This window comes from Pseudodesulfovibrio tunisiensis (genome assembly GCF_022809775.1).
Taxonomy (GTDB): Bacteria; Desulfobacterota; Desulfovibrionia; order Desulfovibrionales; family Desulfovibrionaceae; genus Pseudodesulfovibrio; species Pseudodesulfovibrio tunisiensis.
In genome coordinates this window covers 2,039,576-2,063,143 of record NZ_CP094380.1, presented here as the reverse complement: position 1 = coordinate 2,063,143, position 23,568 = coordinate 2,039,576, and the positions used below count along the sequence as shown (strand labels likewise).

The 23,568-nt window shown below is 61.5% G+C and carries 26 protein-coding genes; 9 read left to right on the top strand and 17 right to left on the bottom strand.

The features are described from left to right. The 5 genes from MPN23_RS10165 to MPN23_RS10145 are packed head-to-tail and all read right to left on the bottom strand — an operon-like array spanning window position 1 to window position 5,196. Window positions 1-1,527: a UDP-N-acetylmuramoyl-L-alanyl-D-glutamate--2,6-diaminopimelate ligase gene (locus MPN23_RS10165; protein WP_243544095.1), complete on the bottom strand. Its 1,527-nt coding sequence runs from the start codon at window positions 1,525-1,527 to the stop codon at window positions 1-3. After that, the gene (locus MPN23_RS10160; RefSeq protein WP_243544094.1) at window positions 1,502-3,469 is read right to left on the bottom strand and encodes a penicillin-binding transpeptidase domain-containing protein; all 1,968 of its coding nucleotides are present in this window, start codon (window positions 3,467-3,469) and stop codon (window positions 1,502-1,504) included. The genes MPN23_RS10165 and MPN23_RS10160 overlap by 26 nt, the downstream gene beginning before the upstream one ends. Window positions 3,470-3,487: 18 nt before the next feature. Further along, entirely contained in the window at window positions 3,488-3,769 is a 282-nt protein-coding gene (locus MPN23_RS10155; protein ID WP_243544093.1) for a hypothetical protein, read from the bottom strand. After that, window positions 3,766-4,734 carry a 16S rRNA (cytosine(1402)-N(4))-methyltransferase RsmH gene (gene rsmH, locus MPN23_RS10150; RefSeq protein ID WP_243544092.1) on the bottom strand — a complete coding sequence of 323 codons (969 nt, stop codon included), beginning with the start codon at window positions 4,732-4,734 and terminating at the stop codon, window positions 3,766-3,768. Before rsmH ends, MPN23_RS10155 begins: the two co-directional genes overlap by 4 nt. A 15-nt stretch (window positions 4,735-4,749) precedes the next feature. Further along, window positions 4,750-5,196 carry a division/cell wall cluster transcriptional repressor MraZ gene (locus MPN23_RS10145; protein ID WP_243544091.1) on the bottom strand — a complete coding sequence of 149 codons (447 nt, stop codon included), beginning with the start codon at window positions 5,194-5,196 and terminating at the stop codon, window positions 4,750-4,752. A gap of 257 nt (window positions 5,197-5,453) precedes the next feature. Between MPN23_RS10145 and pyk the strand changes: the two genes are divergently transcribed. Continuing rightward, entirely contained in the window at window positions 5,454-6,899 is a 1,446-nt protein-coding gene (pyk, locus tag MPN23_RS10140) for a pyruvate kinase (protein ID WP_243544090.1), read from the top strand. Further along, the gene (locus MPN23_RS10135) at window positions 6,896-7,909 is read left to right on the top strand and encodes an HD-GYP domain-containing protein (RefSeq protein WP_243544089.1); all 1,014 of its coding nucleotides are present in this window, start codon (window positions 6,896-6,898) and stop codon (window positions 7,907-7,909) included. Before pyk ends, MPN23_RS10135 begins: the two co-directional genes overlap by 4 nt. Before the next feature lie 484 nt (window positions 7,910-8,393). Here the strand turns inward: MPN23_RS10135 and MPN23_RS10130 are convergent, their stop codons facing one another. The 6 genes from MPN23_RS10130 to MPN23_RS10105 form a co-directional block, all read right to left on the bottom strand. After that, entirely contained in the window at window positions 8,394-8,624 is a 231-nt protein-coding gene (locus MPN23_RS10130; protein WP_243544088.1) for a DUF1858 domain-containing protein, read from the bottom strand. Next, window positions 8,621-9,478: an NAD(P)H-hydrate dehydratase gene (locus tag MPN23_RS10125; protein WP_243544087.1), complete on the bottom strand. Its 858-nt coding sequence runs from the start codon at window positions 9,476-9,478 to the stop codon at window positions 8,621-8,623. Before MPN23_RS10125 ends, MPN23_RS10130 begins: the two co-directional genes overlap by 4 nt. Further along, entirely contained in the window at window positions 9,466-10,017 is a 552-nt protein-coding gene (locus tag MPN23_RS10120; protein ID WP_243544086.1) for a putative Se/S carrier protein, read from the bottom strand. The genes MPN23_RS10125 and MPN23_RS10120 overlap by 13 nt, the downstream gene beginning before the upstream one ends. Further along, complete coding sequence (locus MPN23_RS10115) at window positions 10,014-10,241, bottom strand: sulfurtransferase TusA family protein (protein ID WP_243544085.1); 228 nt, start codon at window positions 10,239-10,241, stop codon at window positions 10,014-10,016. The genes MPN23_RS10120 and MPN23_RS10115 overlap by 4 nt, the downstream gene beginning before the upstream one ends. Window positions 10,242-10,309: 68 nt before the next feature. After that, window positions 10,310-11,392: a YedE family putative selenium transporter gene (gene yedE / locus MPN23_RS10110; protein ID WP_243544084.1), complete on the bottom strand. Its 1,083-nt coding sequence runs from the start codon at window positions 11,390-11,392 to the stop codon at window positions 10,310-10,312. A 318-nt stretch (window positions 11,393-11,710) separates the two neighbouring features. Further along, on the bottom strand, window positions 11,711-12,199 hold the full coding sequence (locus MPN23_RS10105) for a CBS domain-containing protein (protein WP_243544083.1): 489 nt from the start codon (window positions 12,197-12,199) through the stop codon (window positions 11,711-11,713). 159 nt (window positions 12,200-12,358) lie between these two features. On the opposite strand from MPN23_RS10105, the gene MPN23_RS10100 reads away from it, so the two are divergent. After that, on the top strand, window positions 12,359-13,144 hold the full coding sequence (locus tag MPN23_RS10100) for a DUF3108 domain-containing protein (protein ID WP_243544082.1): 786 nt from the start codon (window positions 12,359-12,361) through the stop codon (window positions 13,142-13,144). Between the two features lie 5 nt (window positions 13,145-13,149). On the opposite strand, the gene MPN23_RS10095 is transcribed toward MPN23_RS10100, so the two are convergent. Together MPN23_RS10095 and MPN23_RS10090 are read right to left on the bottom strand one after the other, a co-directional pair. After that, window positions 13,150-13,419, bottom strand: coding sequence for a hypothetical protein (locus tag MPN23_RS10095; protein ID WP_243544081.1), 270 nt, complete (start codon window positions 13,417-13,419; stop codon window positions 13,150-13,152). Window position 13,420: 1 nt separating this feature from the next. Beyond that, window positions 13,421-13,726 (bottom strand): hypothetical protein, encoded by a 306-nt coding sequence (locus MPN23_RS10090; protein ID WP_243547377.1) that lies wholly within the window; start codon window positions 13,724-13,726, stop codon window positions 13,421-13,423. A gap of 89 nt (window positions 13,727-13,815) precedes the next feature. Between MPN23_RS10090 and rlmD the strand changes: the two genes are divergently transcribed. Next, window positions 13,816-15,192 carry a 23S rRNA (uracil(1939)-C(5))-methyltransferase RlmD gene (gene rlmD / locus MPN23_RS10085; RefSeq protein WP_243544080.1) on the top strand — a complete coding sequence of 459 codons (1,377 nt, stop codon included), beginning with the start codon at window positions 13,816-13,818 and terminating at the stop codon, window positions 15,190-15,192. Between the two features lie 64 nt (window positions 15,193-15,256). Here rlmD and MPN23_RS10080 read toward each other — a convergent pair whose 3' ends face one another. After that, complete coding sequence (locus MPN23_RS10080) at window positions 15,257-16,270, bottom strand: DUF362 domain-containing protein (protein WP_341540070.1); 1,014 nt, start codon at window positions 16,268-16,270, stop codon at window positions 15,257-15,259. A gap of 197 nt (window positions 16,271-16,467) precedes the next feature. Between MPN23_RS10080 and MPN23_RS10075 the strand changes: the two genes are divergently transcribed. The 4 genes from MPN23_RS10075 to MPN23_RS10060 are packed head-to-tail and all read left to right on the top strand — an operon-like array spanning window position 16,468 to window position 19,683. Beyond that, a complete protein-coding gene (locus MPN23_RS10075) occupies window positions 16,468-17,013 on the top strand; it encodes an aminodeoxychorismate/anthranilate synthase component II (protein ID WP_243544079.1) in 546 nt (181 codons plus the stop codon). After that, window positions 16,985-18,280: an anthranilate synthase component I family protein gene (locus tag MPN23_RS10070; RefSeq protein ID WP_243544078.1), complete on the top strand. Its 1,296-nt coding sequence runs from the start codon at window positions 16,985-16,987 to the stop codon at window positions 18,278-18,280. Before MPN23_RS10075 ends, MPN23_RS10070 begins: the two co-directional genes overlap by 29 nt. Then, window positions 18,277-19,038, top strand: a complete 762-nt coding sequence (locus MPN23_RS10065; RefSeq protein ID WP_243544077.1) for an aminotransferase class IV — start codon at window positions 18,277-18,279, stop codon at window positions 19,036-19,038. The genes MPN23_RS10070 and MPN23_RS10065 overlap by 4 nt, the downstream gene beginning before the upstream one ends. A gap of 12 nt (window positions 19,039-19,050) precedes the next feature. Further along, window positions 19,051-19,683, top strand: a complete 633-nt coding sequence (locus tag MPN23_RS10060) for a phosphatase PAP2 family protein (protein WP_243544076.1) — start codon at window positions 19,051-19,053, stop codon at window positions 19,681-19,683. A 393-nt stretch (window positions 19,684-20,076) separates the two neighbouring features. On the opposite strand, the gene trhA is transcribed toward MPN23_RS10060, so the two are convergent. Together trhA and MPN23_RS10050 are read right to left on the bottom strand one after the other, a co-directional pair. After that, a complete protein-coding gene (gene trhA / locus MPN23_RS10055; protein ID WP_243544075.1) occupies window positions 20,077-20,727 on the bottom strand; it encodes a PAQR family membrane homeostasis protein TrhA in 651 nt (216 codons plus the stop codon). A gap of 124 nt (window positions 20,728-20,851) precedes the next feature. Then, entirely contained in the window at window positions 20,852-21,733 is an 882-nt protein-coding gene (locus MPN23_RS10050) for a LysR family transcriptional regulator (RefSeq protein WP_243544074.1), read from the bottom strand. Between the two features lie 239 nt (window positions 21,734-21,972). Here MPN23_RS10050 and MPN23_RS10045 point away from each other — a divergent pair, with 239 nt between their 5' ends. Continuing rightward, the gene (locus MPN23_RS10045) at window positions 21,973-22,140 is read left to right on the top strand and encodes a hypothetical protein (RefSeq protein ID WP_243544073.1); all 168 of its coding nucleotides are present in this window, start codon (window positions 21,973-21,975) and stop codon (window positions 22,138-22,140) included. 150 nt (window positions 22,141-22,290) lie between these two features. Here MPN23_RS10045 and MPN23_RS10040 read toward each other — a convergent pair whose 3' ends face one another. Further along, the gene (locus tag MPN23_RS10040) at window positions 22,291-23,538 is read right to left on the bottom strand and encodes an HD domain-containing protein (protein WP_243544072.1); all 1,248 of its coding nucleotides are present in this window, start codon (window positions 23,536-23,538) and stop codon (window positions 22,291-22,293) included. Window positions 23,539-23,568 lie beyond the last annotated feature (30 nt).

The following is a 23,568-nucleotide window of genomic DNA, read 5'->3' as shown; positions in this document are numbered from 1 at the left end:
TTATTCGACCTCCCCGAGAGCGCGAAGCACGGCGGTCTTGTCCGAAAAGTCGATGCGGTCCGTGCCGATGATCTGGTAATCCTCGTGGCCCTTGCCCGCGATGAGCAGCACGTCGTTCTGGTTCATGGCGGCCACGGCCAGATTTATGGCGGTCTGACGGTCCGGGTTTTCCAGAACCTCGTGGCTGCCTTCCAGCCCGGGACGTGCGTCGTCCATGATGGCGATCGGGTCTTCGGTGCGCGGATTGTCCGAGGTGAGCACCGCGACATCGGCCCAGCGAGCCACGGCCTTTGCCATGAGCGGGCGTTTGGCACGGTCGCGGTCGCCGCCGCAGCCGAATACCGTGATCAATCTGTCGAAATCCAGTTCCTTCAGGGTCTTCTGCACGTTCTCCAGCGCATCCGGCGTGTGGGCGTAATCCACGAAAATGGGCAGATTCTTTTCGTTCTTCACGCGCTCCAGACGACCGGGAACTCCGTGAAAGTCGGCCAGACAGCGCATGTCCTTGCAGGACAGGCCGAGATGCAGGCCCACGGCCTGCGCCGCAAGCAGATTGGCCGCATTGTATGCGCCGATCAGCGGAGAATGGATGGTCCAGGTCTTGCCTTTCCACGTGGTTTCCAGCTCAATGCCCTGTCCGGTGCAGGAGAGCATCCGGCCCTGCACTGCGTTGCGGGGCTTGCCCCCGGCCTCGGGCAGATCGTGGTCGCCCAGACCGTACGCCGTGATTTCCGGATTTTCCTCAAGCAGCCTGCGACCAAACGGGTCGTTGAAATTGACCACGCCCGCCTTGTCCATGCGCGGGTATTCGCGGAACAGCTTGGCCTTGGCCGAAAAATAGGTCTCCATGTCGCCGTGGTAGTCCAGATGATCCTGCGTCACGTTGGTGAGCACGGCCGCGTCGAAATCCAGTCCGGCCACGCGGTACTGGTCCAGAGCATGGGATGATACTTCCATGATCGCCACGTCCACGTCCGCCTCCTTCATGTTGGAGAGCAGTTCGTGGGTCATCCAGCAGCCCGGGGTGGTGAGCTTGGCGTCGATGGAAAAGCCGGGCCAGCGGTAGTTGACCGTGCCCAGCACACCCACCTTGAGACCTGCACAGGAGAGCAGATGTTCGATGATGTAGCTGGTGGTGGTCTTGCCGTTGGTTCCGGTGATGGCCACGAGCTTGATCTCGCGGTCCATGACATGGAAATAGGCGCGGGCCAGTTCGCCGAGGGCGATTGCGGTGTTGTCGTGATAAATTACGGCGGCACGGCTTTCGGCCACCGGGGCGACGAGATCGCGTGCGGAATCCGGGGCAACCAGATATTCCGCACCGTTGTCCAGAGCGGCGGGAATGAAGTCCATGCCACGCACGGAGGTGCCCGGCAGGGCGACAAAGCAGTCGCCGGGCTGAACCTCGCGCGAATCGGTACGGACCATCAGGCCCTTTCCGCGAACCTTTTTGAGCAGCGTTTCGAATTGCATTTCGCCGCGTTCCTTGTGTTTCCTTCGGCTAGGAGAGCCAGAGAACAAAAACATCGTCCTTCCCTCCCTTGCCTGTAGCGTCCGGCCACGGTTGGCCGGCAGCGGGTTTCTGTTTGTCGACCGTCATGCCGTCCCCCTTGAGAACGGGTACGATGCCCTTCCGGGCCAGAGCTTCCACGGCGCGGCGCACGGGCAGTCCGCGTAGCGCGGGAACCGTCCCGGATACGGTCACGGGGCGCGGTGCGGGCAGGGCGGCGGCCAGATCGGTCGCGCCGTCCTTTGTCCGGGGGGCGCTCACCGCCACCGCAGTCTCGGAAATATTGTCCGGAAGCTTGTCCAGATAGGCCAGGGAACGGATCGCCACTTCGCGTACCACCGGGGCGGCCACCTTGGACCCGTACTGGGACTTCTGGGGTTCGTCGATCATGGCGAGAAAGAGCAGTTCCGGCTTTTCCGCCGGAATCAGACCCACGAACGAGGAAAGGTATTCCTTGCCGTATCCGCCTTCCCGGGATGCCTTCTGGGCCGTGCCGGTCTTGCCGGCCATGGATATGCCCGGAATGCGTGCGCTGCGTCCGGTGCCGTCCTCCTGCACCACTTCGCGCATCATGGACAGGACCGTGTCCGCGGTCTCCCTGCTGAAGATGCGCACGGGCCTGTCTTTGGCAGCCGGGCTCGGGCTTTTCACCAGAGTCAGACGGCGGGTTTCTCCGCCATTGGCAAGGCAGAGAAACGCCTTGGACATCTGTATGGCCGTGGCAGCGATCCCCTGACCGAAACTGATGGCGGCCAGGTCCACGCTGGTCCACTTCGTGGGGGGCATGACAATGCCGCCGCTTTCGCCGGGAAGGCGCAGCCCGGTTCTTTCACCGAACCCGAGTTTGGTCAAGTAGGAATGGTAGACGTCCGCACCCAGATCCGCCGCTATTTTCACGCATCCGATGTTCGAGGAATAGCGGAGCACCTTGTTCGCTGGCAGCCAGCGCGCCGGGTGCGTGTCGCGGATGACCTTGCGCGCCACCCTGTACCGGCCGTTTTCGCAGTCGATCAGGGTGTCCCGGGTGATCACGCCTTCTTCCAGCGCAGCCGCGAAGAGCAGGGGCTTGAGCGTGGAGCCCGGCTCATACACGTCGGTCAGGCTCCGGGCGCGGCGCTGGTCGGCCCGGGACTTGCGGAAGATGTTCGGGTTGAAGAACGGTGCATTGGCCAGAGCCAGTATCTCGCCCGTGGGCACGTCCACCACGACCACGATTCCGGCGCGGGCTTCGTACTTGCGGATGGCGTTGGCCAGGGACTGCTCGGCTGCGTGCTGAATCTGCGTGTCGATGGTCAGGCGAACGTCCTTGCCGTTCACGTCCACTTCACGCCCGTCCGCATCCAGATAGAGCCTGCGTCCGGACGCGTCGCGCTGGACAACGAACCGGGCCTTGCCCGGCACCATGCGTTTCTGGAACTCGCGCTCCACGCCCTCGCGGCCCATGCCGTCAACATCGACAAAGCCGAGCACTTGCCCGGCCAGATGTCCGTTGGGGTACAGACGGGTGAATTCCGAGGTGAGATGCACCCCGGGCAGCTTGGCCTTGTCCACGGCCAGAGCTTCCCGGTCCGTGACCTGCCGCTTGATCCATATGAATGGCCGTTTTGACGAAAGCTTCTTGCGGACCCGCGTCGGAGATATGTGCAGAATCCGCGACAGCACGGCCACGGATTTCTGCAGCGAGGCCGAGGCCTCCACGGGTCTGGCATACACGGATTTGGCTTCCACGCTGGTGGCGAGCATCTGGCCGTTGCGGTCCAGAATGCGTCCGCGCTCCCCGCGCTCGAATTCCGCGGCAAGGTTCTGCCGGGACGCCATCTTCTGGAGACGCGGCCCGTCATGGAGCTGCACCCAGCCTGCACGGACCCACAGTCCGGCCAGGGAAAGGCCGAACAGTGCCATGACCAGGATCATCTTGATCCGGCTGTAGTCCTTGCTTTTTTTGCCGTGCTTTACCATGTCTGCTCCGCGCCGCGACTATTCGGCGTCGATGCGCCTGATCTGTCCGGGCTCGGCCACAGCCAGCCCGTGTCTGTTTGCCAACTCCTTGAGCCGGTACGGGGATACCAGGTTGTTGCGCTCCACTTCGAGTTTTACGGCCAGTGATTCCTTGGCATCCAGCGCCTTTTCCATCTTGCGCAGGTCATAGGCCAGATCCATGCGGTCGATGTTCAGCCACACCGTGGCCATGCCCAGACAAAGGGCCATGCCGGTGAGGGAGAGAATCATCCACAGAAGTGTCTTGTCCGCTTTGCTCATGCCTGTTCCCCGTCCGCGCCGAGACGCTCGGCCACTCTGAGCTTCGCGCTTCGGCTTCTCGGGTTGGCCCGCATCTCCTCCTCTTCGGGGAGAAGCGGCTTTTTCGTCAGAACCTTGAGTTTCGGTATGCCGCCGCAGGTGCATATCGGTTGCCTGGGGGGACAAACACATCCCTTGGCGGCATCCCGAAACGCATGCTTCACAACTCTGTCCTCCAGAGAGTGAAACGAGATTATGGCCAACCGACCGCCCGGATTCAGGCGGTCCATTACTGTCTCAAGGTATGATTCGAGTTCCCCTATTTCCCTGTTGACTGCGATGCGCAGTCCCTGAAAGGTCCGTGTGGCCGGATGGTTGCGCGCCGTGTGCCGCATCTTGGGCGGGTAGGCGAGGCGTACGATCTCGGCCAGTTGCAGGGTCCGTGTGATGGGCTCCTGCTGTCGGGCTCTCAGGATGGCGGACGCGATTTTTCCGGCCATGGGGTCTTCCCCGTATACCCGGATGATTCGCGCCAGCTCTCCGTGTTTCAGTGTGTTGACCAGGTCCTTGGCCGACTGGCCGAAGCCGGGGTCCATGCGCATGTCCAGGGGACCGTCATGGATGAAGCTGAAACCCCGCTCCGCCTCGTCGAGCTGCAGGGACGACACGCCGAGATCCAGCACTGCGCCATCCACGCCTTCCCAGCCGAGCTCGTCGAGAGCTTCCTCAAATCGGCTGAAGGGAAGGTGGAACAGATGAGCGCGGTCACCGAACGGTCCCAATCGTTCGGCTGCCAGAGCAAGCGCCTGTTCGTCCCGATCCAGGCCACAGAGTTCGGCGTTCTCGCCCGCCGTCTCCATGATGAGCCTGGAGTGGCCGCCCATGCCCAGGGTGCCGTCCATGTAACGACCGCCCGGTCTGGGTCTGAGCCACTGAACCACTTCATGTAAAAGAACCGTTGTGTGTATGGACGCAGGGTCCGTCACGTTGTCTTCTCCCCGTCAGAACGGGAGGCTGACGTTGTTCTCCGCCAGCTCCTCGGATACATCGAAGTCCTCCTGCAGGAGGGCTTCGTAACTGTCGGCGGGCCAGATCTCGAACCGCCGTCCCGCACCCAGGACCACCACATCCTTGTCCAGCTTTCCGCTCTTGCGGAGATGCGCGGGGATGGCGATGCGACCCTGTTTGCCCACCGGGGCCTCGGTGTAGCCGGAATAAAGGATGCGGATCATGTTCTGGACCGCACGGCTGGGCGACTTGATCTTTTCAAGCTCGTCCTCCAGACGATCCCACTGGGTCGGGGTGATGCCGATCACATGTCCGTCGTGCAACGTCAAAATCATCCTGCCTTCCGGAACCTCCTTCAGGATCGAGTCCTTGAAGTCCGGAGGAAGGATGAGTCGCCCCTTGTCGTCGAGGCTTCTGTGCACGTGGCCGCGAAATTTCATCGGCATTCCCGTTGTGGCGTATTATCCCACTTTTTTACCCACTCTCGTCACGTTATTCCACTTCCTTCCACCTCTGGCGGAAAACAAAGAGTTTGTCAATACGAAATCCGGACTACGTTGGTAAAATAACGTGGGGATTGTTGATTTTCTGGCACCCTGCGCCTAGACTTCTCACCATCCACACGTGTACAAGTTGTGGAAAAGCGCAATTATCCCGCTGAAAATCGGGACGGAACCTGAAAAAAAGGGGTGATTTCATGGACAGGCACATCAAGATTATCGCGACGCTCGGGCCGGGAACGGACAATTACGACGCGGTAAAGGAACTGGTGCTTTCCGGAGCCAAGATATTCAGGCTGAATTTTTCCCACGGCGGCGTGGAATTCTTCCGGAAAATGGTGGACATCATCCGCAGGCTCGAAGACGAGACCGGATTCACTCTCACCATTCTCCAGGACCTTTCCGGCCCCAAAATCCGTACTTGCGACGTGGGGCAGGGCACGCTGGAGATTGCCAAGGGCAGCGAAGTGCTCATCGGTACGCCCGACAAGTTCGAGGGGGCGACGCTTCCGTTCATCTGTCTCGACATCAAGGACCTGTTCAAGGGGGTCCAGGTCGGGGATCAGGTTGCCCTGTCCGACGGCATGATCCGATTCACCGTGTCCGAGATTCTGGATGAATGCCTGATTCGGGTCACGGCCGTGAACTCGGGCATTGCTCCGCCACGCAAGGGAATCACCTTTCCGGGCAAGACAACTCCGCTGGCCCCGCTCACGGAAAAGGACAAGAAGGACCTTGCCGTGGGCATGGAGCTGGGCGTGGACGTTGTGGCCATGAGCTTCGTGCAGAAGCCCGAGGACATCTGCAACCTGCGCGCCGAGATGATCCAGTACGGACGCAGGGTGCCCATCATCGCCAAGCTGGAGCGCACCGCGGCCATCAGGAATCTGGATCGCATTCTGGATGAGGCCGACGGGGTCATGGTCGCGCGCGGCGATCTCGGACTCGAACTGGACCTTGCCGAGCTGCCGGTCGCCCAGAAGCGCATCATCAAGGCGTGCAACAAGGCCAGCAAGCCGGTGATCGTGGCGACCCAGATGCTGCTTTCCATGGTGAACAGCCCCATGGCCACCCGCGCCGAGACCACGGACGTGGCCAATGCCATCCTTGACGGTGCGGACTGCATCATGCTGTCCGAGGAAACCGCCATCGGCCGGTATCCGGGCGAGACCGTGCGCTTCATGCGCAAGATCGCGTACCAGATCGAAGGCTTCATGTTCGAGGGCCGTGAACGCGACGTGCTCCAGCACTTCGACCGCGAGCATCCGTCCACGTTTCTGGCCTATGCCGCGGCCATGCTGGCGGCCAAGACCGATGCGCGCGGCATTGTCTGCCACTCCACGTCCGGCGCCACAACCCGCATCCTTTCCGCATGCCGCCCGGCCCAGTCCATCTACGCCTTGAGCAGTGATCATACGGTCAGGCACTTTACGAATTTCTCCTGGGGAGTTATTCCTGCTGAACCTCCGGCAGGCGTGAAGGGGCACCAGGAACGGACCGAGGAGTTCGTCCGGCGCAGTCCCGCCTTCAGGGACGGCGATATCGCCATCATCACCGCAGGCCAGCCCGAGCCCGGCAAGAGCGTGACCCAGACCAACGTGGTCAAGCTGTATGAAAAGGCAACCAAAGAAGCGGAAGAATGAGCGCGAAGCAGAAGCACGACATCCCGGACGGACTCAATGAGGAGTACTACCAGATCAGCTCCGACATCCTCGGCAGCTTCAACAAGTACCGCCCGCCCCTGAACATCTACAGCTTCAAGGAGGATGTGGGGCGTCTCGCGCCCTTTTACAAGGTGGGAGGCAGACTGAGCAACGAACAGGTGGAGCAGCTCGCGGCCATGAGCCGGGAAGGGCTGCTCTTCGTGTCCCGCGACGACCACCCCGTGTACGTCAAGCACATCAGCTACCAGCTTGATCTGGTGCTGGTGGACAGGAATCTCAAGGAAAAGGAGATAGCGGACATCTTCACGCAGGCGCTCACGCGCAGGATGGGCGATTTCATGGCCCAGCCCGTGCCGCTTGTCTTCGAAAAACTCTGGGTGGACCTGATGGTGCTCACCGAGTACCTGTCCGGGGACATTCACCGTTCCCGCGCATTGGTGCGCCGTCTGCACAAGGAGCATTCGCTGGAAAACCATTCCGTGAACTGCGGATTTCTGGGGCTGGCCCTGTTCGGCAAGCTTCAGGCTCAGGATTTCGAGGCCGGAAGGATCAACCGCAAGGTGTTCGACCGGGTTACGGCCGGGCTGTTTCTGCACGATCTGGGCATGACCAAGGTGCCGCCGTTCATCCGCACCAAGGACAAGCCCCTGACCGGGGACGAGCGTACCAAGATCAACCAGCACACCCGCGCCGGATACGAGATGCTTGCCAAGCTCGATCTCAAGTATCCCGAGGTCGAGGCCTGCGTGACCGAGCATCACGAGCGCCTCGACGGATCAGGCTATCCACAGAAGACGCGGGAGCTGTCCTTTCCGGGCAGGCTCTGCGCTCTTGTGGATTCCTTTTGCGCCATGATCGTGAACCGTCCCTATGCCGAGGGCCTTTCCCCGGTGGCCGCCGCTGCCGATCTGGCTCAGGACAGGCGGTACGACAAGAGCATGACCGCAGCCTTGCAGGGGCTGCTCATGCAGGACCTGCGCATGAAATAGTTCAGGCTGTCCGGAAAGGCCCGATCGCGGCGTCACTGCAAAAGGATCAGACCTTCGCGTATTCATCATACGCGTCGGCCCTGATCCTTTTTTGTTCCTTGCGCTCGAACCTTTCCGAACAGCCTGAAAAGAGGGGAGCAAGGCCCGATCGCGGCGTCACTGCAAAAGGATCAGATCCTCGCGTATTCATCATGCGCGTCGGCCCTGATCCTTTTTTGTTCCTTGCGCTCGAACCTTTCCGAACAGCCTGAAAAGAGGGGAGATCGGGAGGGCTTGCGGCGTGCGGCGAAAAAGATCAGTCCCTCATGCTTCGAATGGCATGAAGGACTGATTTTCAGGGCGATTGTCCGAGGGGGAAAGGACATGCCCAAATTGGTTCCCGTAGTGACTGGAGGGCGTGGGAGACAGTGAATTCCGCTTGCCGGGGAGAGTGCTTCGGTTGTTTCCTTGTCTGTCTATTCAGCCGATATAAAAGAATAATGGTTCATTGTCCTGTGGGCCGAATTGCTGCCTGTGCCAGATCGTCCAGCAACTTTTCGGCATCCAGTCCGTAGCGTTCGGCCACTTCCGCAACCGTGTCGAACAGGGCCTGACAGAGCAGGCATTCACCGGCCTGTTCGTCCCGGGCGCGAAAGACGGCTTCGGTATCCGGATGGTCATGCACGATGTCGAGCAGCGTCATGTCCGGGGATATCTTTCGATCACGCGTGGTCATTGGTTCATGGCCTTTGACAGGGCAAGCGGGATGTGGGGGATGAGATCACTGATCTGCGAGCCGGGATCGGGCTTGGCAAGTTGACCTGCGTAGCGGTTGGCCTGAGCCGCGATGCGGGCCGCATCCGGGACGGGCAGACCGTATTCGATCAGGGCGCAGGCCATGCCGGTGATCGTGTCTCCGGTGCCGCCCATGGCCTCCATGGCCTCTTCGCTCGGTCCGGTGATTCTGGCGAGCTCCCCGGTCCTGTCGGACACGATGTCCGTGCTGCCCTTGACGAGCAGGCAGGCCGCGCCGTTGTCGTACTCGTAGGTCCGCCTGATCAGCTCCGGCGTCCTAGTCTCGTCCTGCAGGATGAATCCCCGCGTATAGAAAGGATGGGGCGCGGCTTCGTCGGCCAGAAACGCGAGTTCGCCCACGTCCGGCGTGAACAGGTCGTAGGCGGACGCTTCCCCGCTCATCTTGGCCGCGTACATGAACCCCGCGTCCGCAACGAGTCTGGGCCGGGGGTGCATTTCCCCGACACTCAGCAGCACCTTGTTGTGCCAGTCCACATCGGGCTGGAGATAGTGGAAGACGAGCGTGGCGTAGCTTCGTTCGGGCAGCACATTCACGAGATGGGCGTACAGGTCCCGGCTGCCTTTGCCCAGACCTTCATCGCCCACGAGAAAGGCGTGGGGCATGTCCATGCCCAGATGAATGCAGGCCTGCGCCGTGGCCCCCAGCAGGGCCGGAGTGCCCCGGTCCGGGGCGATGACGTGATCTCCGACCAGCAGAACCTTGCCCTCCAGTGTCACCGGGGCGTCAAGGAGCGGAAAATCCGGGTCGGGAACCGTGCCGACTATGGCGAGCATTGGCGCAATATCTCCTGATGGGCAAGGTCCAGGGCATAGCCGCACAGGGTATGCCCGATGTCGCGCGGAGCCGGAGCCTCTTCCAGCGTGCGACCGATCAGTTGCGTTGCGATGTACGGGACGTCCGGACATCCGCCGCCTGAAATGTTGACGATGATCCGGGTGGATTTTTCCACGGTAATCTTCATGTTGGCCGCGCGCACCATGATGTGGTTGCCGAAGTCCTTGACCTGAAACAGGTCCACCGGAGCCAGAAGCGGGCCGGTCACGGGCACGATTTCCAGAGGAGGGGTGCCGGATTCCGTCAGGGTGCGCAGGATGTTCAGTTTTTCCATGAGGGGGAATTCCACGACCAGATCGCATCCCTTCTGGATTTCCGGGGGCGGCCCCATGACCTTGATGGTCCATCCTGCCGCCTTGAGAAGTTTTTCCGCACGGATGACTTCACTCGTGTGCGCGAAAACCAGAAGCCCCCGGTCAACCTGCGAGTCCACAGGTTGCCGGGAGTCCTTTTTTCTGAACAGGTCCAGAATGCTCAAGATTGGCCTCCGGCCAACTGGAGACGGTATTCGCCGTCGCCTTCCTCGGAAATGGCCCTGACGGTCCATCCCCTGGCCTGCACGGCGCGGGACACGTTTTCCTTGGCGGCATCCGTGTCCACCAGCACGTCAAGCTCTCCGGACTTCATTGCTTCGATCTTCTTCAGGGTATCCAGCACCGGTTGAGGGCAGGAAAGTCCCCGCGTGTCAATGACATCACTCATGATGTTCTCCTTAAATCAGGCTGCCCCGGATGGGAACAGCCTGTCTTCTGGAATTTTTCAGCAGGCTGTTACGCCTTCTTGCGCATTGTGAAACCGATGAACAGGCACACTGCCAGTCCGATGAATACGGCGGCAATGCCGTGCGGGCCTACGCCCTTGGGAGAGCTGGCCAGCCCGAAGTTGTGGGCGAAGCCCGCTCCCACGATCATGCCGAAGACGAAGACCGCGGCATCGCCGTCGCCTTCACCGGCCATGAAAAGCTGCCTGCCGGGGCAACCGCCGGCCAGAGCAAAGCACAGACCGGCCAGAAGCATGCCTGCGAAGTTCCAGACAGCCTGAGTGTGGGCCACGGGCTGGTGCTCGAAGCCCATGTTGAACTGGCCAAGGACCAGATTCATGACAAGGGCGGCAACCAGCAGGGCGATCACGCCGGAGAGCAGATGTCCCTGCCTGAACAGGATGAGGTCGCGAAACGCGCCCATGGTGCAGAAGCGGCTGCGCTGGGCAATGGCGCCCACGGCCAGACCGATGGCCAGAGAGACGAGCAGCGGGGCGTGCATGGCGCCGGGGCCCTTGAGGCTGTAGAACAGGACACCGGACTTGGCCTCTCCGCTCACCTGCGGATAGATGAGCATCAGGGCAAGCAGGCCGAGCATGAACAGGGGCATGAGCAGGCCGACCGAGGTGTAGGTCTTCTGGCTGCGGCCCAGATTGTAGCCGCTGCGGAAGAACAGGGTGCCGATCCAGATTCCGGCGATGAGTCCGGCCAGTCCCACGATGGCGTTGAGGTCGCCTCCGGCAAGCCGGAGTATGGCACGCCACGGGCACCCCAGAAAGACCAGGGCGCCGATCATGGAGAATGCGCCGAGAATGAAGCGCACAATGGGCGCGGAACCGGCTCTGGGGCGGAAGTCCCGGCCGATGTATGCGGCCGCCATGGCACCGATCACGAAGCCGATGATCTCGGGCCGTATGTACTGGACCACCCTGGCCCTGTGCAGACCGAGCGCCCCGGCAATGTCGCGTTCAAAGCAGGCCACACAAATGCCCATGTTGCCCGGGTTGCCAAGATACTGCAGCAGTGCCGCGAATACCCCGATGATCAGTCCCGTGGCGACAATGCCTTTCCGTGTGGCAAAAAAATTGTTCATTTCCTCGTCTCCTTTTGTTGCTGCCGAGTTGGGCAGCTCTCCTCTGCATTGGCGGAATGTGCAAAAATATCTTCAAATCATTTCTCCTGACCAATTGTTTAAGCCGACTGGTTTCGATGATGAGTATCGAATTCATCTATGGAGTATGCTGTTGCAATGATGCCGCAAGTGAAAGGAATGATGTGATCCGTGCGGACCTTGCGCAATCTGGCAGGGAAAGGCGGGGGCGTGCCGTTGCCCGTTCGGCAGGCTGAAACAGGAAGCCTCCCGTGCATTGCTCATGCGCGGGAGGCCTTGGGGTGCGAATCGGATTGCGGGTTACATGAAGGCCCGGACCATGTCGCGGGTCATCTCGCGGTATACGTCGGTGGCATAGACAATGCCCATGATGCGGCCGCCTTCCTCGACAAGGGCCCAGGCGCGCTTCTTCTTCAGAAAGGAATCCAGAACCAGCAGTACGGGGTCGTTGGGCTTGAGCAGGGTGGGTTCGGTGACCATGTAGTCGTCCAGCCGCATCTGCGTGCAGATCAGGCAGGCATTGGCAAACTGCTGGTCCCAGTCCACTTCCCCGTCGTCGTGGAGGTATTCGTCCTTGAGCACCGAACTCTTGACCGCGCGGAACAGGTCCCAGATGGTGACCACGCCCACGAGCTTGTCGTTGCGGTTCAGCACCACCACGGCCTGATTGTCCGGGGTTTCCTTCATGGATTCGCGCATGACGCGGATGGCTTCGGCCAGACTGGCATCGTCGCGAACCGTGGGGAAATCGTCGCGCATCATGTCCCAGGCGCGCTTTCTGAGCATCATAGACGGTATCTCCTGTCTTTGCGATTTGTTCAACGGACGGATATCCTGCCGATATTTTGCCTTATTCGTAGCCGTACGCCATGATTTTGTCTACCCGGGAGCGCGGAACCGTGCGGTTTCCCTTGACTTGCGGCCCGGGATTGCCGCACATCTGAAAGCATGAAACACCGTTTTTCCCTTGCGGCATCGGCCTTTCTCCTGACTCTGGCCCTTTTTGCGGGTCCGGCATGTGCCGGGCTCAAGGTTCCGTTCGGGCCGGGTGAAAAACTGTCCTATGAAATCTACTGGACCTTCATCAAGGTCGGGTATGCCGAACTGGAAGTCATGCCTGACACCGAGATGAACGGGGTGCCTGCCCGGCATTTCCGGGCCGAGGCGCGCACCACTCCGGCCATCGACAACTTCTACAAGGTCCGGGATTGCATGGAAGCGTGGACCGACCGCGACGTGACGCGCTCCCTGCGCTACAGGAAGGACCAGAACGAGGGCACCTATCACAAGAAGGTGGACCTCGTGTTCGACTGGAGCGTGAACAGGACGTTTCGGTACATCAGGGGCGAGTTGCGTCATGAACTGAAACAGCCCGAGCATGCGTTCGATCCCATGTCCGTGCTGTTCAACTACCGCAGGCAGGTGCTGTACAAGACCATGCGCTACGGTGTGCCCGTGACCGACGGCAAGAAGTCCGTGATCGGGGAATCCGTGGTGGACGGCATGGAAACCGTGGAGACAAAGGCTGGCACCTTTCGATGCTGGCGGGTGAATCTGGACGTGAAACACATCTCCGGGGTGTTCCGGAAGAGCCCGGATGCGGCCTTGGTGGTCTGGTTTTCCGCGGACGAGCGGCGGATTCCGGTCAAGGTCTGGTCAAAGGTCAAGGTCGGGCATTTCACCTTGGAACTGGTCAGGTACACGCCGCCGTCCGGAGCGGGTGCGGAAAACTGACGGGATCAGTCTTCCAGCGTGTACACGCGAACCTTGCTGCTGCGGGGAAATTCCTGTTTCATGAGCCGCTTGAGCAGCTTTTTCAGCCCCTTGGCATCCGTGTCCGTCTCTTCCTTGGCAAAGCCGTCCACGGCGACATGAAACGCGTCGTCGCCTGTTCGGCGGATGACGATGGAACGGTCGCGCTTGTAGGTGCGCAGGTCCAGCCCCTGCCCCGGGGCGAGCTTGCTCAGGCGCGAGAGAATTGCGGGAATGGCAGCGGCCTTGTCCAGCATGTCAGATGATTTTCCGGTCGGCGTGCGCATCGGCTCCGGATTCGCCGAGGTCGTACAGCCGGATTTTGGTGCTGCGCGGGAATTCGCGTTTGAACAGGGTCTTGAGCAGTTTCTTCATTTTGGCGCGGTCGGTCTGAAACAGCTCCTCGTGATAGCCGCGTTCCTGCACGTCGAAGGTGTCCGGCCCGGTGCGGGCAATGGTCACGGAGCGATTGCGCTTGTAGGTGCGCAGGTCCACGGCATGGCCTTCGGGCAGTTTGTCCAGCTTGCGGAGCACGGTTTCCAGCGCGGTTGCCTTGTCGATCATGCCGCGAGGATAGACAGGGGCGGTGATCCGTGTCAAACAGCGCGCCAGACCCGGATTCCGGGCAATCAATTCAACAGATGGCGGTAGAGATGCTGGAAAAAGGAAACATCGTGGAATGCGAAGTGGAATCCCTGGCCTTTGGCGGCAGGGGCGTGGCCCGGGTGCATGGCATGGCCGTGTTCATTGAGGGCGCGTTGCCCGGAGATACCGTGGAGGCCGAAATCGTGCGTGCCAAAAAGCGGTTTGCCGAGGGGGTGACCCGGTCCGTGCTCAAGCCGTCGCCGCATCGCACGGAACCGCGCTGTCCGCATTTCGGCGAGTGCGGCGGGTGTTCGCTCCAGCATCTGGACTATGCCCAGCAGCTTGCCCAGAAATCCGATCAGGTGCGCGACGCACTGGTGCGCATCGGCGGAGCCGATCCGTCCGTGATGCTGGCTCCGGCCGGTTCCCCGGAAATCTGGAACTACCGCAACAAGATGGAATTCGCGTTTCAGGGCACGGGCAAATCCCTGCGCGTCGGGCTGCGTCGGGCCGTGCGGTCCGGCGACCCGGAACGGGCCGATGTTCTGGATATTCGGGAATGCTTTCTGTGTTCCCCGGATGCCATGAAGCTGCTTCGGGCCGTGCGCCGGTTCTGCCGCGAAAGCCGGGTGCCCGCGTTCGATCCCCGTACGGGCAAGGGCTACTGGCGGCATCTGGTGGTGCGCCACACTGCCACGGGCGAATGCATGGTCCACCTGATCACGGCTGCCGATCCCCGGCTTCATGCCCGGGCCGAGGAACTGGGCGGCAAACTGCGCAAGGATTTTCCGGGCCTGACCTCGTTCGTGCATTCCTCGCGCAAGAGCCGCCGCACTCTGGCGTTCGGCGAGCGCGTGCAGAACGTGCAGGGCCGGGACAGCATCGAGGAACGCCTTGGGCAGACCCGTTACCGCATTTCCGCCAATGCGTTTTTTCAGACCAACACGGCCGGGGCCGAAATCCTGTTCGACACGGTGCGCGAGATGGCCGGGCTCAAGGGCGACGAATCCCTGCTGGACCTGTACTGCGGCACTGGCGGCATCGGGCTGTTTCTTTCGCAGGGTGTCCGGAAGGTTACCGGATACGAACTGTCCCCGGAATCCGTGGAGGACGCGCGCGCCAATGCAGCCCTGAATCATTCGGAGAACTGCGAATTCCATGCGGGCAGTCTGGAAAGCGGCCTGCCCGGGCTGGCGGACATGGCCCGGCCCGACGTGATCGTGACCGACCCGCCCCGGTCCGGAATGCATCAGGAGATCGCCGAGGCCGTGCTGAAACTGGCCCCGCCCAGAATCGTGGCCGTGGCCTGCGATCCCGCCACTCTGGCCCGGGACGTGAAACGGCTTGCTCCGGCCTACGAGCTGCGCGCGGCCCGCGCCGTGGACATGTTTCCGCACACCACGCACATCGAGGCCGTGGCCCTGCTGGAACGGACCTCGAAATAAATGACTGTACAAGAAAAGCCCCCGGCTCGTTCGAGTCGGGGGCTTTTCTTGCGATGTGTCGCGGCTACATTCTGACCAGCTGGTAGTCGCGGGTGCCGAGACCGATGGCCTCGGCATAGTCCAGCCCCATGTGCTCGGGCACGTGGTTGTGGATGGCGAGGAACTTGTTGTCCCCGGGTTGCGTCAGTTCGGGCAGCTTGCTCGGGAACAGGGGCTGTGCCTCGTTCACGAGGTCCATGCTGGCCTGGTCCACGGCAACCGGGTCGAAACTGGCCAGAATGCCGATGTCCGGACAGATGGGCGCGTCCGTGAAGCCCACGCAGTCGCAGTCCGGCACCACGTCCATCACGAAGTTGACGTGCAGGCAGGGCTTTTTCTTGGTGGCAAGCACGCCCTTGACGTATTCCATCATGCGCTCCAGAAAATCCTGCACCCCGATTTCCCAGTTCACGGTCAGGCCGTTGTGGCGGCAGGCCACGAAGCATCCGCCGCAGCCCACGCATTTTTCCGGGTCGAGCGCGATCTTTCCGGTTTCCTCGTCCAGATAAAGTGCGCCGGTGCGACAGACCCGGACGCACGATTCACAGCCCACGCAATGGTCGGGATGCGGGATCGGGCCCGTGGAATAGTGCTGCTGCATCTTGCCGCGTTTGGACGCACAGCCCATGCCGAGGTTCTTGAGCGCGCCGCCGTATCCGGCCAGCTCGTGTCCCTTGAAATGGTTGACGGACACCAGAAAGTCGGCCGAGGCAATGTCTCCGGCAATGTAGGCGTCCTCGATGTGCTTGCCGTGCACGGGCACGGCCACCTCGTTGTCGCCCTTGAGCCCGTCCGCAATGATCACGGGCGCGCCGAGGACCAGCGGATCCCAGCCATGGCGTGCGGCGCACATGTGGTGCGAAACCGCCTCGCCGCGCTGGCCCACATACAGGGTGGACGCATCCGTGAGAAAGGGCCTTGCTCCGGATTTCTTCAGGAAATCGATGATCGGCTTGATCCACAGGGGCGCGCAGAAAACCCGTGACTCCCTGTTCCCCGAAATGAATCTTGATGGCGGCCATGTCGCCGCTTTGCACATGGCTGTTGACCTTCACGGCCTTGAGCAGCCCCTTCATGCGCTGCTCGAACGGGGCCTTGAAACTGGCCCTGAGATTCCAGAAAAATACCTTGGCGGACATGGTTCCTCCTTGTCTTGCGCGGGCAGAATACACGGGGCAGGGGATTCGGACAACAGTTGCCAGCCTCCCTGCCCTTGATTAAGACAGCCGCAGCACCATGAACATTCTTCTCATCGACAATCAGGACAGCTTCACCCACAACCTGCGTCACCTTCTGGCCTCGACCCCGATTGCGGGCGAAAGGCCGAACGTGCGGGTGGAGTCCCATGCCGCGCTGGACACCCTGAATCCGGAAGCGGACCTGCTCGTGATCTCGCCGGGCCCGGGCTCGCCCGTGGAATATCCCGGGTACGAGCGGCTGCTGGAAACCGGCATTCCCGTGCTCGGCGTGTGTCTGGGCATGCAGATCATCAATCATCTGCTGGGCGGTGAACTGGACCGGCTGCCGGGCTGCGTGCACGGCAGGGCGGACAGCATCGTGCTGGACGGTCGGGAAATGACCGTGGCCCGCTATCATTCCCTGCACGTCACCCGGGTGGGGCAGGGGCTGGACGTGCTGGCCCGCAACCGCGCGGGCGTGATCATGTGTCTGGGCAATCGCCAGCGCGGCCTGCTCGGATGCCAGTTTCACCCCGAATCCTTTCTTTCGCCTCACGGCAAGGAGTTTCTGGACTATGCGTTCCGCTTTCTCGGCCTCGTGTGACCGCGCGCGATTCGACGCGTTTGCCGGGGAGCTGGCCCGGCGCATGGACGCTGATCTGCTGCTCTCCGCCCCGGGATTCACCGGGGAGTCCCGCACGCTGGCGGGCATCGGTCCGGACCGGGAATTCGTGCTGGAGCCGGACACTTCCCGCGATGCGATCAAGTCATTCTGCTTTTCCCTGCCCGGCACCACGCTTGGCTATCTGAGCTATGCCTTTGGCATGCATTTGCGCGGCATTGCCACGGACAAGGCGTGTCCCGTGCCTTTTGGTGTGCTGCGGAAATACCGGGCCGTGGCCGAATTCCACGCCGTCACCGGCACCGGGGCCAGCGATGCATCCGGCACTGTGGAGATTTCCGGCGATCCGGAGACCGTGCGCATGGCAGCCGACCTGTTCAGCAACCTAGATTCGCCCGTTGCCCCCGGTCCGGTTCGCGGCCTGCCGGACGGTCCGTTCCGCGCTTCTCTGGATCGAGCCGGATACGAGACAGGCGTGCGCGAGACCCTGGAGCGCATCCGGGACGGCCACACCTATCAGCTCAACCTGACCACGCGGCTTGCCTGGGACTGCCCGGAGCTGGATTCCCTGAATCTGTTTCTGCACATGCGGCGCACGCATCCCGCGCCCTTCTATTTCTGGTTCACCGCCGGACAGCAGCGCATCCTGTCCACCTCCCCGGAACGCTTTCTGCGTGTGGAGCAGGGCGAGGTGCTGGCCCAGCCCATCAAGGGTACCCTGCGGTTCGACGAATATTCCCCGGAGCTGGAGCGCACTTTGACGAGCGATCCCAAGGAGGATGCCGAGCTTTCCATGATCGTGGACCTGTTGCGCAACGACATTTCCATGAACTGCGAGGTCGGGACCGTGCGTGTGGAGGAGCACAAGTCCGTGTTTCAGGTGGACAATCTGCTTCAGATGTATGCGAACGTGCGCGGCTCTCTTGCGCCGGGCCGGGATTGTCTGGACCTGTTTCTGGACGCGTTCCCGGGCGGGTCCATCACGGGCTGCCCCAAGAGGCGGTCCATGGAGATCATCGAGGAACTGGAGCCGCATGCCCGGGGCGCGTACTGCGGTTCGGCCGTGGTCATCGAGGACGAACAGACCATGGATTCCTCGATCCTGATCCGCACCGCAGTGCATGACCGGCAACGCGGCGTGCTCGAGTACTGGGCCGGAAGCGGCATCGTGGTGGACTCGGACCCCGTGAAGGAGTATTGGGAAACAATGGCCAAGGCCGAAAAATTCCTGCACCCGGGGGACGCATGATCCATTACCGCGACAACGGTTTTCACGAAGGGCCGGTGCCCATGGACCCCACCGCGCCCGCTTTCCGGTTCGGAACCGGTTTCTTCGAGACCATCTATTACAACGGGACGAGGCTCTGCCTGCTGGATGCGCATCTTGACCGTCTGCTTGGCGCGTTTCGAGCCTATGGGCTGGAGTACGAGACCGTGGATTTCCCGGCCGTGTGTCTGGAAACCGTCAAACGCAATCAGCTTGCGGACAGGCCTGCCCGGGTCAACATCTTCTATCCCGTGGAAGACGGCCCGGCCCGGCCCGTGATTCTGGCCGCGCCGTACGAGCCGTCCCCGCACAAGACCTTTCGGCTCTGCGTGTGCAACGACCGCCATGTGTCCACCCTTGCGCACTGCAAGACCATGAGCCACATGTTCTATCATCTGGCATGGACCCGGGCCAGGGCGCGCGGATTCGACGATGCCGCAATTCTGGATTTTCACGACCATCTGCTGGAAACCGGGACCGCGTCCCTGCTGTTCGAACGGGACGGCGCGTTCTTCGAGCCGGAATCCCGGTACAAGCTGGCCGGAACCGCCATTGCCGTTGCCCGCCGGATGCTGGACATTGCGCCGGTGCAAATCTCTCTGGACGCACTGCCCGAATACGATCACGCCTATGTGCTCAATTCCCTGACCGGAATGCGGCCCGTGGTCTCCATCGGCGAAACCGCATTCGTGCCCGCGGACGATACCTGCAAGCAGGTGACCCGGGAAATTCTCGGATAAAGGACTCTCAGGATGGAACGCACCCTTGCCCGTACGCTCTTCTTTCTCCTTCTGGTGGTCGCTGCCATCGTGGGCTGCTATTTGTATGTGGATCGGCCCGTTGCCGAGGCCGCGTTTCTGCTCAAGGACACGGGCTGGCATACTCTGGCCAAGGCCGTGTCCCAGCTTGCCAATCACGAACTTTTCACCGCGCTACTGGCCGTTGGATTCGTCTGGGGCGGGATCGATGCGCTGAACAACGGGCCGTCCTATCGTTCCAAATCCCTGCTGTATCTCTGCACCGTGGTGGCCGCAGCCATGCTGGCGGGCGATCTGCTCAAGCTCGTGTTCGGTCGTGCCCGGCCCGAACTGCTCTTTTCCCACGATATCTACGGCTTCTTTCCGCTGGCCGGAGATTACCTGCACTACTCGTTCCCGTCCGGTCACACCCTGCGCATCTTTTCGTCCATGACCGGGCTCGGGCTCGTCTTTCCGCGTGTGCGCGTTCCGGCTCTGGCCGTGGCCTGTCTCGTGGGGCTCTGCCGAGTTCCCGCGCTCAAGCACTACCCCTCGGACGTGCTGTTCGGTGCGTTCATCGGCATCACCATCGCGGTCTGGGGCTGGCGCATTCTCTATCCCTACGGCTGCGCCGATACCCATAGATAGCAGGTTGTCGTGTGTGGAGGGGGGGAAGATGCCTCCGGCGGCACGAGAAACTTTCGTGAAAGTTTCTCGTGGCTCTTCAAAGCTTTTTGGTTCTACGCCGCCTGTGAGAGTGGTGGAAATTTGGAAGGTTCGTTTGGCGGCGCAGGGAGGTGCGGAAAAGCGGAAACTTGCCCTGTCGAGGAATGGATTTCAGGGGGAAACAGGAAAACAAGGAAAAGAGAATTCCCTTCGGACCTACCCGTTTCCGGAATTTGAAGAGGCTGGCTGCATGTCCCGACAGGGCATGCAGCCAGCCTCTTCAAATTCCGGAAACATATGGGGATCCAAGGGGCCTTGCTCCTTGGCGGGTCCGGGCAGAGCCCGGCCCCCCGGGAGGGTCGCCGAAGGCCTCTTCTATGCCCGGCTGATGTAGCAGTACATGACGATGAAATGGCAGAAGCTGCCGAGCATGACGAACAGGTGGAATATTTCGTGGAATCCGAAGACGTTGGGCCATGGATCGGGCCGCTTGCAGGCATAGATGACCGCGCCCACGCTGTAGGCCAGACCGCCGCCCACGAGCCAGGCGAGCGCACCGGTTTCGAGATTCACGACAAGGGGATAGATGCCCACGAGCACCATCCAGCCCATGGCGAGATAGATGGCGGTGGACAGCCAGCGCGGGGCGTGCAGCCAGAAGATTTTCAGGAACACTCCGGCCACGGCGATTCCCCAGACGCAACCGAACAGGGACCAGCCCCAGCCACCGCGCAGGGGAATGAGGCAGATCGGCGTGTATGTGGCCGCGATGTAGAGAAAGATCATGGAATGGTCGATGCGGCGCAGCACGCGGGTTCCGGTTTCGGACAGGGGGAGCCAGTGGTAGAGCGTGCTGGACAGGTAGAGCAGGATCATGAACCCGCCGAAGATGGAAAAGGTGACGATGTGCCACGGCATGGCGGGGATCGAGGCGCGGACCACGAGCAGTACGGTGCCGAGCACGGCCAGGAGTGCGCCAATGCAGTGGGTGAGTCCGCTCACGGGGTCTCTGAGAGTGAGAGCCATGTCAGCCTCCGGGTTCGTTGTTGCGCGGAAATCCGGACGGGTGTTCCGTCGGCTTTGGGCAGAGGATAGGCGGTTCGGACGGCAATGTCACGCGTCGGGAGCGAAATTTGCTGGCGCCCTGCGGCTAGTCCATGCTCCAGACCTTTTGCACCTGATTCAGAACCGCACTCATGACCGGGTCCTGATCCCGATTGCGCTGGAAGATGAAGAACAGGTCGATGGTCAGGCCGTCAAAGGGCACGCAGTGCACGGGCCTGCCGATGCGCGAGGCTGCCTCGGCCTCTTCGGCGCGGAAAAAGGAGATGCCCTTGCCCGCGGCCACGAGAGCGCGGATGATCTCGTCGCCGTCCGCTTCCAGCGTGATGGCGGGCTGGATGTTGTTGTCCGCGAAAAACTTGTTGAACAGGGACTGGGCCGGGCAGTCGCTCGGCGAATTGATCCAGGGCAGCCTGGCCAATGCGTCCAGACCGCCCTTGATGGAATCCTTCCACACGTCGGGCACGGCCACGTAGAACTGCGTGGACTCCAGACGCACGGCGTGGATGTCGGACTGTCTGGGCTCCCCGAACACGAAGCCCGCGTCCAGATTGCCGGAGCGCACATCGTCCCGGATCGAGGTGCTGTAGCCCTGACCGAGCTGAAGCGTGATGCGCGGGTGGGCCTCGCCGAGTCCCGTGACCAGAGGCACCACGCGCAGGAAATCCGCGTCCGTGGACAAGCCCACGCTGACTTCGCCCACAAGCTCGTCATTGAGCAGCCGCGCCTCGCGCCGCATGTCTGCCACGGCTGCCAGCACGGCGTCGGCCCGGGCCTTGAGCAGGGTTCCGGCCTCGGTCAAACGCATTCCCTTGGGCGTGCGGATGAACAGCCGGGTGGCGAGTTCCTCTTCCAGCGACTTGATGTGGGCGCTGACCGTGGGCTGGCTGGCATGCAGCCGTTCCGAGGCGCGGGTGAGATGCGCTTCCTCGGCAACGACGATGAATGTCTTGAGCTGGTAGAGTTCCATCGGGCAAATCTCCTTGCAGGCTGGAAAAATCGCGTTTCCGCACGGAAGCGGATGCGCGTGGTCGTTTTTTTCGGGCAAACCCGGGAAAAACGTGCTGCTTGGCTCCTATTCGGTCCGGGAGCGGAAATCAATCAAAAATTCCGAACAAGTTCATCATTGAATATGATTGGAAGCACGTATCGGTCAAACGTATATGCGTTCATAGGCAGGTCGCACAAGGCGGCCACGGAGGTTATGCCATGAGCAGCATGGAATCCGAATCCCGTTTGGTCCTGATGGTCCTGAAGGACGGTCGTGAAGTCATGGTCCGTTGCGCTCCCCGGGCGAGTCGTTTTCGCGAACTCGTTGTCGCTGTCGCAACCTTTGCATCTCTGGCGCTCGTCTTCGTGATGGGGAAGAGCGTCTGAACATAGCGGGAAGCCGTCGCATCCCTCGTCAAGCAATGGCGGCGGCTTTTCCGAATCGGGCACGAAGCCGCGCAGCTCCGGTCATTTCATCCTTTCCGGCCGGAGATGTGCGGCTTCGTATCATTTCGGGCCGTCTCCCGAATTCTTCAATCAGTCGAAATCCGCGAGCAGCGCGCTGATCTGAATCCCGGCCACGGTCGGGGTTTCGTTGTAGCGGCGGCGGATGCGGTACAGGGCCTCGTGCAACTGGTCCGAGGAAATGCCGTTCCTCAGCGCGGTGTTGGCTTCGATGAACGCGGCAAGGCTGTCGCAGACCTTGAGCAGTTCTCCGTCCTTGGGGTCCAGACAGTCCCGGTTGCATTCCCGTGTCAGGACATCGCTGGAGACCTTTTCGATCCTGCCATCCCGGATCACGGCCGAGGCGAATTCGCTGCCCACTTCCACGCCGAGAAAGTATTCTAGCCGGGCCGCCACATCCGGAAATCCGCCCTTGCGCAAGGGGCCGAGCACCACGCGTTCCAGCTCCCGGCTCTCATATTCGCGGATCAGTTCGCCAATGACTTTCGATGCGCTCTTGACCGGAGAGATGATGTCCCGGGTCAGGAGCTCGGGCAGGTCGTGGAACAGACCGGAAAAGAAGTTGTTCTGGCTGCGAGCCCGGCACGCGCCCACTTCCATGCTGAAGAACCACGAGTATGCCGCCACGATGAACATGTGCCCCAGCACGGATGTTTCCGGCACGCGCGGTGTCTGGGACCATCGTTTCTGGAAGCGGAGCCTGCCGCACATGCGCGCGAAGCGGCCGAGGACCGTGTTACCCTCGTTCAGCAGGTCGGGCACGCCCCTGATGTCGGCCAGAGCCGCAAGCCGGTCCTCGAACGACTGCTTGATCTCGGTCAGTTCGTGGTCCATGCGGTTGATGCTTTCCAGCAGCTTGAATTCCGAATAGCTGGCATAGAGATGCGCAGCCTGAAGGATGCGGCGGGAAAGCCGTGTTTCCTCGGGTTCCAGCAGATAGCGGCTCAATCCGTCCAGAAATTCGTCGCCCAGCGGCGTCAGTCTGGGCCGAAGCTGGTCCAGCACCCAGTCCGTGAGCACGCGGTAGTCCTCGGGATCCTCCTTGATGCGGTAGAATACCGGGGGTTTGATGTCCGTGATGACCAGTCTGTAGAGATAGTCGTACAGCCCGCCCTCCACGATCTCGTTGCCCAGAGCGCGGCGTTCTTCCACGTCCATGTCCCGGGAGTTGAGCAGAAACAGGAGCCAGGCCACGATCATCTTGTGGGCCTGCTTGTCCACCTCCACCAGTTCCATGGGCCTGAGCTTGTCGTTCCAGCGCTTCATGAATGCGCCGGAAAAAATCAGTTCCAAAAGACTCTTGCGCACGATCACGGACATATGAAGCCTCCAGTCTTCAGAGTGCCCCAA

Excerpts from the sequence above, each read along its gene's own strand:
- MPN23_RS10080 (WP_341540070.1), bottom strand. The coding sequence starts at position 16,270 with ATGTGCAAAGCGGCGACATGGCCGCCATCAAGATTCATTTCGGGGAAC.
- MPN23_RS10165 (WP_243544095.1), bottom strand. The coding sequence starts at position 1,527 with ATGTTTTTGTTCTCTGGCTCTCCTAGCCGAAGGAAACACAAGGAACGC.
- pyk (WP_243544090.1), top strand. The coding sequence starts at position 5,454 with ATGGACAGGCACATCAAGATTATCGCGACGCTCGGGCCGGGAACGGAC.
- MPN23_RS10105 (WP_243544083.1), bottom strand. The coding sequence starts at position 12,199 with ATGATGCTCAGAAAGCGCGCCTGGGACATGATGCGCGACGATTTCCCC.
- trhA (WP_243544075.1), bottom strand. The coding sequence starts at position 20,727 with ATGGCTCTCACTCTCAGAGACCCCGTGAGCGGACTCACCCACTGCATT.
- MPN23_RS10075 (WP_243544079.1), top strand. The coding sequence starts at position 16,468 with ATGAACATTCTTCTCATCGACAATCAGGACAGCTTCACCCACAACCTG.
- MPN23_RS10070 (WP_243544078.1), top strand. The coding sequence starts at position 16,985 with ATGCGTTCCGCTTTCTCGGCCTCGTGTGACCGCGCGCGATTCGACGCG.
- MPN23_RS10115 (WP_243544085.1), bottom strand. The coding sequence starts at position 10,241 with ATGAGTGATGTCATTGACACGCGGGGACTTTCCTGCCCTCAACCGGTG.
- MPN23_RS10125 (WP_243544087.1), bottom strand. The coding sequence starts at position 9,478 with ATGCTCGCCATAGTCGGCACGGTTCCCGACCCGGATTTTCCGCTCCTT.
- yedE (WP_243544084.1), bottom strand. The coding sequence starts at position 11,392 with ATGAACAATTTTTTTGCCACACGGAAAGGCATTGTCGCCACGGGACTG.
- MPN23_RS10155 (WP_243544093.1), bottom strand. The coding sequence starts at position 3,769 with ATGAGCAAAGCGGACAAGACACTTCTGTGGATGATTCTCTCCCTCACC.
- MPN23_RS10045 (WP_243544073.1), top strand. The coding sequence starts at position 21,973 with ATGAGCAGCATGGAATCCGAATCCCGTTTGGTCCTGATGGTCCTGAAG.
- MPN23_RS10090 (WP_243547377.1), bottom strand. The coding sequence starts at position 13,726 with ATGATCGACAAGGCAACCGCGCTGGAAACCGTGCTCCGCAAGCTGGAC.
- MPN23_RS10135 (WP_243544089.1), top strand. The coding sequence starts at position 6,896 with ATGAGCGCGAAGCAGAAGCACGACATCCCGGACGGACTCAATGAGGAG.
- MPN23_RS10130 (WP_243544088.1), bottom strand. The coding sequence starts at position 8,624 with ATGACCACGCGTGATCGAAAGATATCCCCGGACATGACGCTGCTCGAC.
- MPN23_RS10160 (WP_243544094.1), bottom strand. The coding sequence starts at position 3,469 with ATGGTAAAGCACGGCAAAAAAAGCAAGGACTACAGCCGGATCAAGATG.
- MPN23_RS10060 (WP_243544076.1), top strand. The coding sequence starts at position 19,051 with ATGGAACGCACCCTTGCCCGTACGCTCTTCTTTCTCCTTCTGGTGGTC.
- MPN23_RS10050 (WP_243544074.1), bottom strand. The coding sequence starts at position 21,733 with ATGGAACTCTACCAGCTCAAGACATTCATCGTCGTTGCCGAGGAAGCG.
- MPN23_RS10065 (WP_243544077.1), top strand. The coding sequence starts at position 18,277 with ATGATCCATTACCGCGACAACGGTTTTCACGAAGGGCCGGTGCCCATG.
- MPN23_RS10100 (WP_243544082.1), top strand. The coding sequence starts at position 12,359 with ATGAAACACCGTTTTTCCCTTGCGGCATCGGCCTTTCTCCTGACTCTG.
- MPN23_RS10040 (WP_243544072.1), bottom strand. The coding sequence starts at position 23,538 with ATGTCCGTGATCGTGCGCAAGAGTCTTTTGGAACTGATTTTTTCCGGC.
- MPN23_RS10145 (WP_243544091.1), bottom strand. The coding sequence starts at position 5,196 with ATGAAATTTCGCGGCCACGTGCACAGAAGCCTCGACGACAAGGGGCGA.
- rlmD (WP_243544080.1), top strand. The coding sequence starts at position 13,816 with ATGCTGGAAAAAGGAAACATCGTGGAATGCGAAGTGGAATCCCTGGCC.
- MPN23_RS10095 (WP_243544081.1), bottom strand. The coding sequence starts at position 13,419 with ATGCTGGACAAGGCCGCTGCCATTCCCGCAATTCTCTCGCGCCTGAGC.